Raw genomic sequence first — 16,002 nt, forward strand, 5'->3', positions numbered from 1 at the left:
GCGCAGTAAATGCGCAGACCTGCTGAATAATTATGATTCCTCTATAAGGATTCCTTGCGATTCTTATCAGCGGTACACTTCAAAGAATTCCAGGGTGCATCCTGTAAATTCAATATATTCGTTCCCCGACTCCTTTCCCGCAGTCTCCAGCAGGGCTTTGAATCCCGCTTTATCCACAGTACCCGTTTTCATCTCTTTTTCCACAGATTCTTTTGCTTTCTGATTTACACTTTTTATGAAATCCTCCCTGCCCTTCACTGTCAGCTTATCCGCATCTTTAATACGATAAGTAAATTCATATGCCCCCTCAATACCCCCTACCTCCATCTGATCTCCAAATACATCTTCCATCAGGGGGATATGGATGTCTCCGCTGCTGGAAAAGTCCGTATTTTTTCCGGTGTAGACTTCGCGCGTTCTGGTTTGGTACTCATCTAAGGCTCTCTGTACTGTGCCATGCAGATAGTCCCAGTTCTCATCCTTTTCTGATAAGGTGGACACAACCATCTCATAGGCAAAATTCATCCCATCCTCATCTTTCGTATCCTCGGAAAAAGCCTTGTTTATGGTGCGGTTATATTCTGAGACAGACATTTGTTCATAATTCTCAGGCTTTAACTGTTCCATCACAAGATTGTACTGCTTCTTCGTGTAAATGTATTCGCCCTCCGAGGTTGCCTCTGCAGCCTGGGCAACCGTATCCTCCACAGCCTCATACGGAGCGTCCCAATAATAGCTGATGTCGCTGTTTCCTCCCCAGATGATGCCTTCATCCATGGAGTTCAAGAGGTCTTCTAACTGAACGGCAAGGGCCTTTTTCATTGTCTCCTCCTGTTTTAATGCTCCGGCAGGCTGTTCCTTCATATATGCCTCCAGCTTGGTGCTGATACTGTCCAACAAATCATCCCGCTGGCCGACAGTCAGACTTTTGCTGGTGTCCAGATTGTAATCAAAGCCAAACTCTGCGTAACCCCCCGTCAGCCTCACCTTATCTCCGAAGACATCTCCGTAAGTCTCACATTCTGCATAGCCGCTGTGCCATGGGGATTTCTCTCTTTCGCAGGTGTTATAATGCTTTTTTTCACATTCATTCCAGGTATTTCCCAGAGTAATCAAAATAAAATCCGCATTTTCATCCTCTTCAGAGAGTGTGGCAAAGACTCTGCTTAAGATATCTTCTGTTTTGTGATATGCCTCTTCCTCATCCCAGTCCATTACCCTGCGGTTAAACTCCTCCACCGACAGGCTTTCATAGCCATCGGTCCGAAAAGCCAGCAGAAAATCATAATCTGTCTTCGTATATTTTTCCACAGATCCTCCCCATCTGTGTGCATGTCCCCTTGTGCTGCTATATTCCTGGGACTGAGGCATATTAACAGAGGAAGATACACACCCGGACATCACAAGGGCTGCAGCAGTGATGGCAAATACCATGATTATTTGTTGTTTCGTACGAGACATCTGATATTCTCCTTTCTCTCAATAGCTTTCTATATCCATTACCGTTCCCCCTGTGAAAGAAATCTTTCCGGTGGTGGCTTTCTCACCTGTTGATGTCAGCATTTTCTCAAACGCATCTTTTGTAAACGTATCAGAGGTACTTTTATCTGCATTATTCTGCATGACTCGTACAATGTTTTGCAGAAATTCATCTCTTTCCCGGACGGTAAGCTTATCCTGGTCTAAGATGCGGTAGGTAAATTCATAGGATACACGACGGCTTTCCGTCACCACCTCATCTCCATACACATCCTCCTTCAATTCACGATAGGCAGATCCATAAAACTCAGGATCATTTTGTTTCCCCGAATACACTTCTTCCATTCGCGCAGTATACTCCTCAAGGGACGCCTGTACGGTGTTGCACAAGTATGCAGCTTCAGGGTCATCCTCGGGAAGATAAGCTAAAATCTGTTCAAACAGAATCCTCCTCTCCTCATTTTCACTGGATAGTAAAGCGTAAATCCTGCTGTTGAATTCAGCTATGGACATCTCTTCATATCCCTCCAATTTGATGTCCTTCATCAGATCATCATATTGTGCTTTTGTATAGGAAGGGGACTGCAAATTTCCTCCCTCAGCCACGGCCTCCTCTACTATTTCCATTACAGCGCTGCTCTGAGTTTCTTGGGATGGGGTATGGTCAGCAGGTGCAGAAGTAGCAAAAACTATAATGGTAGTTCCGATCAGAGCTGCAGCCACCGCAAGGCTTGCGATTGATTTCTTGGGTGATTTCATAATAGCTGTAATCCTCTCTTTGAGGGCGCTTCTGCAAAAACAGTTAGCCAACGGTGTAAATGCACTCCGTTGTTCTTCCATATTTACAAGGGCCAGAGCATAGTCGCTCCGTGACTTTAGTCCATACATATGCACCACAGATTCATCACAGGAGAGCTCCAGATCACGATTAGCCAATATATACATTACCCATACCAGGGGGTTAAGCCAGTGCAAGCATAAGACAGCAGCCAAAAACCACTTGCTCAGTGCGTCAAATCTGCGGATATGGGACATTTCATGTGCCAGAACAAATCCCAGCAGTGTCTCGTCGGACCAGTCCGTCTTTGCCGGCAGCAAAATAACGGGCCATAGCACACCATAGGTAAGAGGAGCTTCTATTTGATCCGAAAAGCGCACAAAGACAGGCCGCCTCAGACGATGACATTCCATCCAATGTGAAATCCAGGGATCTTCCACAGGAAGTGAGGTTCTGTATATCTGCCGGTTCTTTATATGACAGATCAGGATTGCAAAGGCCAGCAGAACACCTCCGGTCAGCCATATAATCATCCAGGGTGAAGCGGTAAAAGCCGCCTTGTCCGTTGAAACTGCGACAGTCTGTGCCGCTAATTCCGGCGTTAAAATTCCGCTGCGCCTGAACTCGGTCAGTCCAGGCGTTACTGAATAAATACTTGCCGGGGAAGCTATTCGTACCGGCACCAATAATCGGATCAATGCCACAGCCCATAATAAGAGAAATGTTTGTTTGGGCAGCCTGTGCATTGTCAGAGAACGGATAAGAATGATCACTGCAATGATTACAGCTCCTTCCAGGGTCATCTCAATCAGGGACATCATTTATAACTCACCTCAATTCTTTTATTAATTCTTTCATGCGCTCAATCTCTTCCTTTGACAGTTTCTTAGCCCCAAGTAAGGAGGCTACTAATAGATCTGCTGATCCGCCAAAGTTGCGCTCAATCAGCTCCTCTGTTTCCTTTGTACATACCTCTTCCCGGGTCACCAATGGATAGCAGTGAAACCCCGGATCAATGCGCTTAATAATACCCTTATCAATACATTTGCGAATTACTGTATAAGTGGTGGTCTTACTCCAGCCCACCTGCCCGGATAATTGTCCTGCAATCTCCTTGGCAGTGAGGCTGCCATCGCTGCTCCAAAGACACTCCATCACACGCCGCTCTGAATCAAATAGTTTTAAGTCCATTTATCCTTCCTCCGTTCTACTACAATAGAATATACTGTTATTCTATTACAGTAGAATGGATATGTCAAGGTATAAAAGAAAAAGCTGATGACACGTTAATCTCTAACGTATCAACAGCTTATAGTGTCTTTCTAAGATCTGTAGGAATCAAGGATTCTGATTTCAGCCTTTCCGTGATATTTTCATTGTAAATGACAAACCATTATATACTCTTCCTCATTTTCATCAACCACTTCAAACCCTGCTTTTTTATACATTTTTGCTGCATAATTCACTTTTTGCACTGCAAGCGAAGTTTGCTTATATCCTCTTTGTTTCAATAAGCAAAGCATTTCTTTCATCAAAGCAGTACCTATCCCTCTTCCCCGGTATTCTTTATATAAGGAAATAGCAACCGAAGGGGTCGTATCATTGATGTGCCCGTAATCATTCATAATACGAACCCAAACAGCGCCGACTACCTTTGTGCCAACTTCCGCCACCAAACCTATATCATCCTTTTTCTTCCCAAAGTCTGTTAAATATACTTGCAATTCAGGCTGTTTTATGATTGATTCCGGCGGGACAGCCATACCTTCAGGCACAAAGATGGCCTCATACAAAAAGGTTTCAAGCAAACCATATTCTTCTTCTAATATTTCTCTGATGATATACTCCATGGAAACCTCCGATTTATGTTCTTATCTGTTTTAATCGAATATTATTCCACACATACCAACATCTCCACTTTGCACTGCTGTCATACATCTAAATAAGGTACAACTACATCATATAACTTTTTACTCCACTCTGCATGAAACTTTGCCATCTGAAGCCAGTCTGTTTCGTTTTCTATGCTTACACCTTGCAGCTGATATGCAATCTTCGATGATTTTATATCCTCGCCGCGGTTCCAAATCAAAGTTACTCCCAGAGTCTTCTCAATAACATCCTTATACTGAATGATCGAGTCAAAGGCCTTTTTATTTTCTTCCCTCTTTGGCTTGCCAAAATACAGCTCAACTCTGGCTGAATCATAATTTGCTACACAAGCAAGATTAAAACCACTAATACCAATGAAACCATTTATCCAATTTTCCTTTGATGGATTTACATTGCAAAATGAGCCGCCATTCCCATGAGCCTGTTTAATATGCTCTAAAGCATAAGTCCAGTATTTTCTGCGAAGTTCATGTCTGGTGCCGATTTCATCCTCCGCGCCTTCCGTTTCGTCGCGTAGATAAAATACTAAATCTGCAGGGTCTGCATCATATAATTTAAACACTCTGCTTAATACAGACAGCTTGCTCTGTGTGTTTGTGTTCGTCAAAACAAAGATGCCATCACCTATCTCGGCGCTCTTAGTAAAATCAGTTTCATTCATGCTAAAGTGTAATGCAATATTATCATCCGCGGATACAGCAAGTTTTGTAATGACGCTTTTATCTTCAGCGTAAAGAATCTGTAGTACCTTCTGGAACATTTCCACCCAGCTTGTTACCGGCTGTTCCGTGTTTTTGTAACTGAAACGCGCAATCAATCTTCCACTTAAAGCAGCCTCATCGTCAAGCGTACAAGAATCCAGCTGCTTTTCCTGTGGTTTGAAATCTGTGGATGGCGCCGCCCATATTTCAAGAGCACGCTCCAGAAGATACTGATTTCGCTCTTCAAGTTCCGAAAGCGTCCACTTTTCATTCTTCGCAATATATGTATTCATACGAATGCCGCTATCTTCAAAACCATTTTTCATGGTTTTCTTTTCCTCAAAAATGCGATTGCTATATTTAGAATTATAAGCAGTTAAAGTAAGGTTTGCAATTCTGTGCAGCCATGTCTCATGAATCTGCGCGTAATCATCACCCAATGCCTTTACCCAAGCAGGCGTTAAATGCTGCGGCATAATATGTTCAATGGAGTAAATACCATCATAGCAGTGTCTGTATACATCTTTATCTTCTGCTGTACCGTAATTCTCCAGACGTTCTAAGATGTATATCTTATTCTTGCTATTCATCTGAAAAACGGGTCTCTCAGTAAATCGAACAGCAAATTCATCATCATCCGGGAAACGAGCTCTTTCTTTTTTAGACAGAAGCGTATACTTAAACTTTTCAACATAGTCTGTATCCGTACCGTCGTATCGGATGATTTCTCGATGAAGCATCAAGAATATTTTATTCAGAGCATTTGTAGGCAGGTCACAGATCGTTCTTCTGAACAGATAGTTTTCTGCAATCAGAAATACATCTGTTACTTGAGAGCTATCCATTTTACCTTCATCGTGCAATCGAAGCACTTCAAGAAAGAACGGTCTGGTGACTGTCGTCTCCAATCGATTTAATCTATTAATGCAAGCATTCAATGCATTATTCTTAGTACCGCCAATTAGCAAGATCTCATAGCGCTTTGCATAAGCCAGCAAATCTTTCAGCAGGTCTTCTGCGACTAACAATGATGTCTCCACGTATTCCTTGAAGCTAATATAGATCTTCTTCTGAGATGGGATGGCCAATTGTTTTACACTGAGGTAATCTCTCACAAAAGCGCTCACATCATACTTGGTGCATTTCTCGATACGATTCCAATACTTATCGTAATATTCATCCTGCTCCTTTGCCGGAAGTCCCATCAGAATGAAATTTCTGATTTTATCACCTTCGCTCAGGTCAAGGCCTGTCGAGTTGAGGCTCTCAAAAATAAGCTGTGGATTATCCTCATTGTTTAATGTGATATTGATAATTTCCAAACTGCAGATTGCATCAAAAAGCTGGTCAATTGTGATTTCCTGCCTTTGGATTCTATCGTAGAAGTAGTTATAATTTGCAGTTAGATTGGACTCTCTGATATGTTCATCTACACGGTCAAAGAGCTTACCAAAAGCCTCCTGGTCATTTTTAACTGGTTTTAATTTCATGCGGGTTTCCCGTGGCTGATATTTATCAACTAGGAAGTCTTCATAAAGCTGCTTGCCAAGCGATTCATCCTCTGGAACAACAACATTGTTCGAAATCAGATTATACATTGCTAAAAACAGCAAAGATACAGTCGTCAAGCGCTGCTGACCATCGATAACAAGGAACTCCGTATTTCTCCCAGAAGGCTCGTAAACCGATACAAGACTACCGAAGAAATGGCTTCTTCTATCGTTTTTAATTACTTTTATAAGGTCATCGTAAAGCTGCTTGCAGTTCTCCATTTTCCAGTCATAATTACGCTGATAAACTGGGATTATAAAACGCTTCTTTGAACCTTCCATGTACTCTATTAATCTGCACTCTGAACCTTTCATTTGGTTTTATCTCCTTTATCCAATGTTGTTTCAATCCACCAGGGATCAACAAATACAGTCCATTTTTCATCATCCGCAAACCATTACCTCTTTGCCGTCCGACAAAATACGATTCACTTTCTTGCCGAAACAAACAACACGGTACCTGTTATGTAGGATTCAATATCAGTAAATCCAGCTAATTCGAAGAACGCTTGCAGCTCTTCCTTGCTATATACCCTCACATCACCTGTTTTGGTAAATGGAAATACCACCGTGTTGGCAAGCCACCGCACCACTGGAGAAAAAAATGGTTCCGCAATAAAAACTCTCCCTTTTTTCTTCAATACCCGCATACATTCATTGGCAAATTTCTGGGGTGTTTCAAAGTGGTGAAATGCACAAGACACTGTTATAACATCCATACTCTCGTTTTCAAAACTGAGAGGAGTGCAGGGACCAACTGCAAATGTACAAGCCGGGTATCTTTCTCTGGCGACAGCAATCATATTTTCAGAAATATCAACACCAAAAGCATTGACTTTCGCCCTTTTGGAAAGTTCTCCAAGCAGATACCCATTACCGCAGGCAACGTCCAGAATATTATCTCCGTCCCTGAGCACAGCCTTATTAATAATTTCTTTTTTATGGGGTCTTGTGTAATTGCCCTCCGGGGCAGAATCATATTCCTGCGCCATATCATTATATACTTTTTTGGACTGTTCCGTCTTTTTTCCCAAATCCACTCCTCCGAAAGATACACTTTCTGCATTCTTTATTATTGCTTAGGAAAGCGATCCGGCCTTTCCTAAGATTACTGTACATACGAATTGCTGAGTATATAAAATTCCTCCTGGCTTGTCTGATGCCGCTTCTCCATCTTTTCTAAAGTATCGTCAAAACGCTGTGCCTTTTCCTCATCAAGCTGCATAACCGGGCTTTCATAATAAACCCATTTTCTTCCATCAAAAGTACCCTTTACCAGTTCCTTTACCATCATCGCAGCCGGATATCCCCCGTTTTCCGTACATATGTTATATTTTTTACAGCTTTTGAAACCACGTGCGACATAATTACCAGGATTTCCAAATATCACAATGGCATCATATCCAAGAGCCGCCGCTTTTTCAAAAGAGTACTCCATCAGCATTTTTCCATACCCCATCCGCTGGTATTCCGGTAAAATGCAGACCGGCCCAAAGGTTAAAACCTGTTTTTCCTTCTTTGCCTCATCAACCAGCTTTGCTTTTGTATACATGATATTTCCAATCAATCTGTCATCTTCTTCCATCACAAAGTCCAGTTCCGGCACAAAATCTTCATGCCCACGCATGATATGGACCAGATAATGCTCCACGCACCCAGGAACATATAAGTTATAAAAAGCCTTTCTTGTAATGGCTTCTACTTCCTCATAATCTCCTATTTCTTCATTTCGAATAATCATTTTCACTTCTCCCTTTCATGCTGGCTTCAGCCTTTTTTCCTTTAATTTAAAAGTCATCTAAACTATAGTCTATAATACCTTCAACTACAGATAGCGAATAATCTATCCGTACTTATACACGCTCCGTAATCCACTGATTCAGCACCATCAATTGCTCCGGCGTGTGAAACCAGTGTTCACCGTTTTTCATAATCGTAAGAGATGCATGGAACTGCTCTGCAAATTCATCCACTGTCTTAAGCGCTGTCATATTATCATTACCAGCATAAAGAATATCGGTCTGGCACTGCCATTGTGTAATGAGATGTGCTTTTACATATTCATAATATTTCCATGATAATATCTCTCCAAAATCCGTAGGAATTAAGGATTCCTTTTTTAATCTTTCTTCGGACACGCCTGCCCACTGCATCATATTCTGAATCAACTTTTCCATGTCCAGAACAGGTGAGACAAATAAACACCTCTTAAATTCCGTACCATCAAAGCTCTGCATAGCAAACCAGGCACCGATACTGTTCGCCCTCAGTCCTACGGTTTTAAAGTGCTGCTGCATATACTGCAGAACGGTTTTCAACTCCGGCACAACGCACCATGGGTTGAATCTGTCTTTTTCCTGTTTCCTCTCCCCATGTTCCGGCAAGTCAATGCTCAAAACCTGCCAGCACTTTGTGCAGGCTATTTCTGCAAAGGATTCCGCTTCCTCCTTAAATCCAAGCTTTCCATGAATATATAGAAAACACCTATCGGAAACCTCCCCATAGAGAACTGCCGGAATCTGATCAATCATTATCTTACTTTCTCTCATAGTATTCCCCCATCTACCCTTTTCTTCCCAAGTACCTGCAAATGCAGCATAACAGCCGAAAAGCCCAATAATATCGCCGGCAATCCACAGCAGCACCCAAAATTACACTTTCTTTGAGCAAAGTTAATTTGATTTATCTTTATCATATTCCAATGCCCTGTACTCTTTTTGCAATTCCTGTGACAGTTCTTCTTCGCTTGGAAGATATAGCTTATACTTTGACGCAAAAATCTGCGTTTCATTTTCTGGTAAGGTATACTTTACTATAGATTCACTTTTATCCGCACAAAGAACAATTCCTATCGGTGGATTATCCCCCTCATTCATCAATTCACGTTCATAGTAATGTACATACATCTGCATCTGTCCTAAATCCTGATGTGTCAAATCTCCGATTTTTAAATCAATTAATACAAAGCATTTCAAAATGTAATTATAAAAGACAAGATCTATTCGAAAATGCCGTCCCTCAAATGTAAGCCTCTTTTGTCTGGCGACAAATGAAAACCCTCTCCCCAATTCTAAGAGGAATTTCTGCAGATGTGTTATCAATGCTCCTTCAAGGTCGCTTTCATAGAAATCATCATTCGGACTTAAACCCAAAAACTCTAATACATATGGATCGCGTATAATATCCTCTGGTATTTTTACAGGCTCCATTTTCTGGATTTCCTCCGAAACCTTTTCTTTATTCTGACTAGATAGTAGTCTTTCATAAAAGAAAGAATTAATTTGCCTTTCCAACTGCCGTGTGCTCCAATTTGATTTTATTGCTTCTTCTGTATAGAATTCACGGGCATTTTTATTTTCAACGCGCATAAGCAGTCGATAATGTGTCTAGCTTAATTCGCTACGCAGTGCGTAGCTTTTTGGAAAAGTAAGATAAAACTGACGCATATTTTTAAGATTTGCAGCAGTGAATCCCTTTCCAAAATCTGCGGTCATCTGTTTGGATAGTTCTGCTATTAGGCTAGTTCCATATTCCGCCTTTTCCTCACCACCTTGCTGCTCTACGATAATTTTTCCTATATTCCAGTATGCTTCCACCATCGCAAAGTTTGCAGTTTGATATACTTTGTTTCTGGCTCGGAATAGAATTCTTTTAATTTGTTCATAAAACTGTTGTTCCATAGCTTCTCCTTGTCAAACTCTCTCTTTATTCTTTGTATAAGACATGATAAACTCTTTAGAAATAAATAGCAAAATGGAAACAATCTTTCTCATTTCCTAAAAAACAAATATATTCCTCTATTTTATAACCTATAGAACTAAATGAGAGTTTTTGATAAGCCAATCCATATTTGTATTCCAAATTAGAATTATAGGTAGGAATCCTTGGTCTGAGTAAAAAAGGAAAATATCATAATCTTCTTTTAAATTTAAGTGTTTGTCCACCACTTCCTATACCGAGTTAGATTATTTTTGAAAGTGAACTCACACAATGAAGCCATCCTAAGATAAACCCTACTTTCCTTTTATTACCATTATCAATTTCAGCTTATAACCAATTAAAATCATCTTAATATTTCTTCCATGTCTCACCTGCAGAATATTTACCTGAAGTCCCTTTCCAATTTTTCAATACTTTATTTCTATCTTAAATAAACTCTTTGATAATATATACTAGTCGATGTGTGGTTCCACCCTATTTTCCCCCTTTTCCTTATATGTTCTATTTATTACCTTTCTCATTTATACAGCTCAAACTTTTCAGTATCAAAAATGATTTAATATTTTATATCGATTTACACAAACACTCTACATCAAGCAAAGATGTTAAGAATCTCATTATTATGAAACGAGAATGAGAATGCCTGATATTATTATAATTACAATAATGGATCAGGCAACTATCCTCATTCAATATAAATAAAACTATTATTTCAATCCACAGGAATATTTTTCCTGACATTTTTATTATATCACTCATATAAGTATATTTCAATAGGTTTATTTATAAAAAAATTTCTTATTGTATTTATCTGTTTAGAGTAGTTGAAAAATTCTCACAGAACAACGAAAGACTATAAGTAAGTACATATATATTAAAGAAGAACGTTATTGTATAAACACTTTTTATACTTCTTACCTTATCTATTAAAATTTTTTCGCTAGTCAGTTTGAGCTTTTGCCAAATAGTAAGGGTTTTGCAGGATTGTCTTTTCTTTCCAACAAAACCCTCCTTTTATACTCTATGACGTTACCCCATCTCCACCCAGACGGAAACTTATCCATTTCACCTCTCATAAAAACACAACTCCATTTTCTCCAAACAATCCCAGCAAACCCGCATAGAATCAAAGTTTCCGCACGAGAAGCACGGCGGTCTCCACATGCGGTGCGATTTACCCCTTTCAGAGGTTTTTCACCCCTTTGAAGCTTGATTTACTCCACCAATTTTAGGCTCTTTTTCTCCCTGTTTTTAAAATCGTTTCCCCATATAACAATCATGGCTACAAGTGTTCTCAGCTATGCTTAGATTGTCTATTTGTTAAAAAGCAAATTAATGTATTTTTGTATCCTATTTTTTCTCTCTACTACTCTTTAATTTGTTTTCTAACTTCATTTAATTGTTTCTGGAACGGGGTTAACGGCTCATTACTATTTTCCCTTAACTCCCTGCTGGCCGTCTCCTCGTCTTCATAAACTCTGTCATATCTGCTTTTTATTTTCCCGACCTTGATATCTTCCATCAAATCGTTAAGAAAACTTTTAAAATCCCGGTTGTCATCAACCAACCGGTTTATCGTATCCCAATCAAGGGAATCCTTCTCCTTCGCTGAAAAGAGTATTTCACTCTGCATAAAGTTTCAGCGTCCAACCGGATTACTCCAATTTCAAAGGCATTATTTAGCCTCCGCAACTCATCCATCAGTTCCGGTTCCTCCGATATATGGAGCGCAGCCAGGTATCCTTCATGCGTCCAGCTTTAATTGGATACCGCCTGGAAATAGCATTCCCGCAGGTTTGACAAACTCAAACTAATCTTCATCTCAAAGGAATACAATTTATATGGATTGACCTTCAGCACATCGAACAGCTTCAGTGTATTTTCCGTATAAGAATTAAACGGAAAATGAACCCCGACAATATCGGGATGCAGCCATCTGTTCTTGCCGCCTTTCTCCCTCTTGGAAACTTCGAGGTAGATTGTTTTTGTCATACATTTAAAATGCTCATCTGCGCAGACAAAGCTGGACAGAAGAATATGTTAATCCCGTTCATGAAACCTGCCCGTATCCCTGCTGCCATCCGTTTCCTGAATTTCCTTCGGGTCTGACGTGAAAGCTTTTCCATTCAGATAAAATTTCGCTGGCCTTTTACTAACCTGTGTAAATATCGACTCGGGATTATTTTTTAAATCAACGTAAATCCTGGCCGATAAAGTGCGGACAGGAGTCTTTCCGGAGGAAGCCAGTCTTTCATCAAGCCCCTGTTTACATCCTTCCTCCCACATTTCCTCTACGGATAATGGCCTGTCTGAATTCTCTAATACCTCTTTCGCAAAATCAATTAAACCAAATGCCATCCCCATTTCTCCTTTACCCTTTTTATGGATGAATATACCGGGGAACTCCCGAACGATGTGATTTAAGAACTGTAATGCCAGATAAGAATAGTTTAAATGATGAATCTACATTTTACAAGAGTCATTTCTTCGGTTTTGAGGGTTTCCTATTCCATTTCAGCACTACGCCCCGCTGCTCTGCTATGGACTGGAGCTGCTTTACCGCAAAAGCTGACTTTTCTTTCAGCGTAAAACTTTCCAACTGTTTTTCTTCCACAAGATGCCCTACCACTGTTTTCAAATCTTCTAAATCCAGGAGGTTGACCGCCAGACAAAAGAAGCTTTTTCTTCTACCGTCATTATAGCCTTCCAACAGAAGCTTCAATATTTCCAGCTTCTGCATTTGCCCATAATTGTAGGCTTCCACACCCATTACCTTCATTTTTTCAAAATCCTGCTTCCAATTCCGGTGTGTGATAAAGATATCGTACTCATCTGCCCTCCCATATTTATCACAGGGAAACTCCTGACATTGATTACAGTATTCTATCTTACCATGCTGGATACTGCACTTTGCTATTTTACAGGATTGGTTCCCCTCTCCGCCTCCACAGCCCGGACAATGTCCGTCCAGCTTCATAGGGCATAGCCCGCAGTTCAGGCCGCAGAGGGAGAACCATAGGTTGTCTCTTACGAAATCTTTCAATTTTTTACTCCTTTGAGATTACTTTCCGGTATTTGGCTCCTCAAGCATCTATCTCTTCACCGTTTGACATCCTCTGTATCGGGAAGAACATATAGCCCTGTCCATTCTCTGCCGGACAATTAAAATCATGGACAGCGCCAGCTAATTCCATCCCCTGCTCTTGCATATATGAAATGACTTTTGGAAATATATTTTCTTCTGTACATTTCACATAGAGATACTCATATCCCGGAATCGTCCACTTTGTCCATCCTTCTGGAGCCTTGGCCCCATCAATCACCTCTACCCCTGCAAGGTAGACTCCCTGTGAATAATTTTCTTCCCAGGGTTTGAATGAATGGGAAAAATCAGACATGATGCCCCAAATTCCACTGATATTTCCAGCCTCATCTTTCTTAGCAAGATGCTCTATCTCTGCAAAATGGCTATTTGCCTCATTCCACAACCGCTGTATAAATCCTTCCCCATCATCTGTAGAACCTTCTTTACCAATCACGGAAAAGGGGGCCTTAATACATCTTTCTATCTCCATCTGTCCACCTCCAATTTTTCCTTTCCTTCCCAAGTATCTGCACACATGTTTTTTGTAACTTATGTATTCCTCTCCAAAAGCCACAGGCAAGTATTTCTCCTCCTGAAGTATCTGCAAATGCAGCAGGACAGCCGAAAAATACCGAATTCCTGCATTTGTTTCGCAGAATGTACCAACGCCTAGTAAAAATTCGGCATTGGTTCCTCTGGGTATCCGCCTTCCATGTTGAGAACATATGGCCATTTTCCTGTATCTGCTACTATAAAACCGTAAATAATTCCCATATGGCGATGCCAGTGTCTGAATTGCCCCAAAATAAGACAAAATCTGGTAATATCGCACTTTTCCGGTTTCGAAGAAAGTTCCTCGTCCTTTAAATCTCTTATATACACTTTTATTTTTTCTTCAATCTGACAAAAATAATTCTCTAATTGCTCTCTTTTCAGGCATTCGTCCTTTGGTATGATATTTAAATCTGCCAAAGTTTCCGTATGAAATTCAGGATTTTGATAGGAGGAATCGCACGGATTCATATACCATCTATCCATAGAATATAAAGTATGATAAAGGTACTTCCACATAGGAATTCCATCATACCGCTTATTCCAAAGCTCATTTGGAATACAATTTATCAGGTTCTCTGTTTCCCATAAAGCCCTGTTTGTTAAGAAACGGATATCATCGCTCAACATTACATTCACCTCCCCCTATACCTTTCCACTTTTGGCTAATTCCAGTTACTATATTCCAAAAAAGCAATTCGTTAAAACTAATTGGTTACATATTTTACAAAATCCTCATTTTCAAAATCTCCGGCGTTATCCCCGTCTCCCTATCTGCGGAAACTTATCCATCTCACCATCCGCAAAAACACAACTCCATTTTCTCCAAATAATCCCCTAAATCCGCCTAGAATCAAGGTTTCCGCACGAGCAACGCCACGGTTTCCACATGAGTATCATTGTCCATACTTTTACTCGCTCCGCCTGAAAATCATGCTTACCTCTTAATTTAGGAAAAACAGCATTTCAATCATTTCTTTCCATTTTTCTTTGCTGCACTGTGAATATTTTTAATACTATCTAAATATTCTTCCTCAACCGGAGACAAATTTTGCACCTGATATTTTCTATACTCCTCTGTTGCTTTTTCAATTGCCTGTGCATGGCTAAATGTTCCTGCACCCTGCAGTACTTTTTCGCCTGTCGTTTTCAAGACATTATCCAAATGTTCTACATAATCTGCCATATACATAGGATTATGCCGCATAGCCTGAATTTCTGCAAAATCAAAATATCCCGACACAATATTATTTAAAATTTTTAATTCTTCATCATTGAGATAATTCTTTGCAATACTTATATCCTTTAGTGCCGGAAAATCACCTGAAAAGCTTCTCAATCCCATAAATGGCTGACTCGCATCTGCTCGCTCATATATAACTTCTGCTGCCGTATGACCATGAGCCGCATAATGCAATTTGTTTTGTACCATTTTGAAGAATGCCACGGACTCACTACTTTTGGGATTGTAATCAACACTTGTTGCATACAAATCCAGCACCTGTCGATACATGACCTTCTCCGATGAACGAATGTCCCGTATGCGGTCTAATAACTCTTTCCAGTAATTTCCGCCTCCCAAATTTTTCAATCGTTCATCATCCATTGTAAAGCCTTTTATCATGTACTCTTTTATTCGTTCAGTAGCCCAACGGCGAAAATTTGTTGCAATCTTGGATTTCACTCTATATCCAAGAGAAATAATCATATCAAGATTGTAATGGATTGTATTGTAGTTTTTTCCATCTGCTGCAGTTGTTCGGAATTTCCGAACAACTGACTGTTCATCTAACTCGCCTTCTTCAAAAATGTGCTTAATATGCTCACTGATATTAGATTTGCTAGTTTGATAGAGTTCACATAATTGTGCCTGTGAAAGCCAAACAGTCTCATCTTCAAATTTGACATCAATTTTTGTATGTCCGTCTTCCGTTTGATATATGAGAATTTCGCTCCCAGTTAGATTGGTGTTGTCTTTTTTACTCACCACCATTCAATCCCCCTTTATATTGGATATTGCCATTTCTATAAACTTTCTACTTCATTCTATATACAACTCTCTTAGGTAGCTTTACTCTCCGTAGCCGTCAAATCAAGCTTATCCATCTTAAGTTCTACCTCAATATGATAGTCTGAATGAAGTTTGGACAATAGACATACCGTCTCAACATGCGGTGAAACGGATATTTTATACTACATGGCAAAAGCATATTCATTACAGAATAGTTGGGTATATTTCTTCGT

At 40.2% G+C, this 16,002-nt stretch carries 16 protein-coding genes and 1 pseudogene; all 17 read right to left on the reverse strand.

The window, feature by feature from the left end; all coding sequences use genetic code 11:
- Positions 1-66 precede the first annotated feature (66 nt).
- Positions 67-1,461, reverse strand: a complete 1,395-nt coding sequence (locus tag AC0THY_RS01665; protein ID WP_489992739.1) for a hypothetical protein — start codon at positions 1,459-1,461, stop codon at positions 67-69.
- An 18-nt stretch (positions 1,462-1,479) separates the two neighbouring features.
- Positions 1,480-3,078 (reverse strand): M56 family metallopeptidase, encoded by a 1,599-nt coding sequence (locus AC0THY_RS01670; protein WP_489992740.1) that lies wholly within the window; start codon positions 3,076-3,078, stop codon positions 1,480-1,482.
- A gap of 7 nt (positions 3,079-3,085) precedes the next feature.
- On the reverse strand, positions 3,086-3,448 hold the full coding sequence (locus AC0THY_RS01675) for a BlaI/MecI/CopY family transcriptional regulator (protein ID WP_489992741.1): 363 nt from the start codon (positions 3,446-3,448) through the stop codon (positions 3,086-3,088).
- 182 nt (positions 3,449-3,630) lie between these two features.
- Complete coding sequence (locus AC0THY_RS01680; protein WP_489992742.1) at positions 3,631-4,107, reverse strand: GNAT family N-acetyltransferase; 477 nt, start codon at positions 4,105-4,107, stop codon at positions 3,631-3,633.
- An 80-nt stretch (positions 4,108-4,187) separates the two neighbouring features.
- Positions 4,188-6,716 (reverse strand): DUF4268 domain-containing protein, encoded by a 2,529-nt coding sequence (locus tag AC0THY_RS01685; protein WP_489992743.1) that lies wholly within the window; start codon positions 6,714-6,716, stop codon positions 4,188-4,190.
- Positions 6,717-6,829: 113 nt separating this feature from the next.
- The gene (locus AC0THY_RS01690; protein ID WP_489992744.1) at positions 6,830-7,441 is read right to left on the reverse strand and encodes a class I SAM-dependent methyltransferase; all 612 of its coding nucleotides are present in this window, start codon (positions 7,439-7,441) and stop codon (positions 6,830-6,832) included.
- 68 nt (positions 7,442-7,509) lie between these two features.
- Positions 7,510-8,142 (reverse strand): GNAT family N-acetyltransferase, encoded by a 633-nt coding sequence (locus AC0THY_RS01695; protein WP_489992745.1) that lies wholly within the window; start codon positions 8,140-8,142, stop codon positions 7,510-7,512.
- 112 nt (positions 8,143-8,254) lie between these two features.
- Positions 8,255-8,950, reverse strand: coding sequence for an alpha/beta hydrolase (locus AC0THY_RS01700; RefSeq protein ID WP_489992746.1), 696 nt, complete (start codon positions 8,948-8,950; stop codon positions 8,255-8,257).
- Positions 8,951-9,073: 123 nt separating this feature from the next.
- Positions 9,074-9,610: a PDDEXK nuclease domain-containing protein gene (locus AC0THY_RS01705; RefSeq protein WP_489994129.1), complete on the reverse strand. Its 537-nt coding sequence runs from the start codon at positions 9,608-9,610 to the stop codon at positions 9,074-9,076.
- 60 nt (positions 9,611-9,670) lie between these two features.
- Positions 9,671-10,081: pseudogene (locus tag AC0THY_RS01710) on the reverse strand (DUF1016 N-terminal domain-containing protein); the annotation flags it as partial.
- 1,406 nt (positions 10,082-11,487) lie between these two features.
- Entirely contained in the window at positions 11,488-11,754 is a 267-nt protein-coding gene (locus AC0THY_RS01715) for a hypothetical protein (protein WP_489992747.1), read from the reverse strand.
- Positions 11,755-11,879: 125 nt separating this feature from the next.
- A complete protein-coding gene (locus AC0THY_RS01720; protein ID WP_489992748.1) occupies positions 11,880-12,113 on the reverse strand; it encodes a hypothetical protein in 234 nt (77 codons plus the stop codon).
- Between the two features lie 48 nt (positions 12,114-12,161).
- Positions 12,162-12,479, reverse strand: coding sequence for an HTH domain-containing protein (locus AC0THY_RS01725; protein WP_489992749.1), 318 nt, complete (start codon positions 12,477-12,479; stop codon positions 12,162-12,164).
- 121 nt (positions 12,480-12,600) lie between these two features.
- Entirely contained in the window at positions 12,601-13,164 is a 564-nt protein-coding gene (locus AC0THY_RS01730) for a DUF3795 domain-containing protein (RefSeq protein ID WP_489992750.1), read from the reverse strand.
- A 40-nt stretch (positions 13,165-13,204) separates the two neighbouring features.
- Positions 13,205-13,696: a GyrI-like domain-containing protein gene (locus AC0THY_RS01735; protein WP_489992751.1), complete on the reverse strand. Its 492-nt coding sequence runs from the start codon at positions 13,694-13,696 to the stop codon at positions 13,205-13,207.
- Positions 13,697-13,875: 179 nt separating this feature from the next.
- Positions 13,876-14,388, reverse strand: a complete 513-nt coding sequence (locus tag AC0THY_RS01740) for a hypothetical protein (protein WP_489992752.1) — start codon at positions 14,386-14,388, stop codon at positions 13,876-13,878.
- Between the two features lie 340 nt (positions 14,389-14,728).
- Positions 14,729-15,751, reverse strand: coding sequence for a virulence RhuM family protein (locus tag AC0THY_RS01745; RefSeq protein WP_489992753.1), 1,023 nt, complete (start codon positions 15,749-15,751; stop codon positions 14,729-14,731).
- Positions 15,752-16,002 lie beyond the last annotated feature (251 nt).

It is taken from the genome of Ruminococcus sp. 8Y-12, from assembly GCF_058119865.1.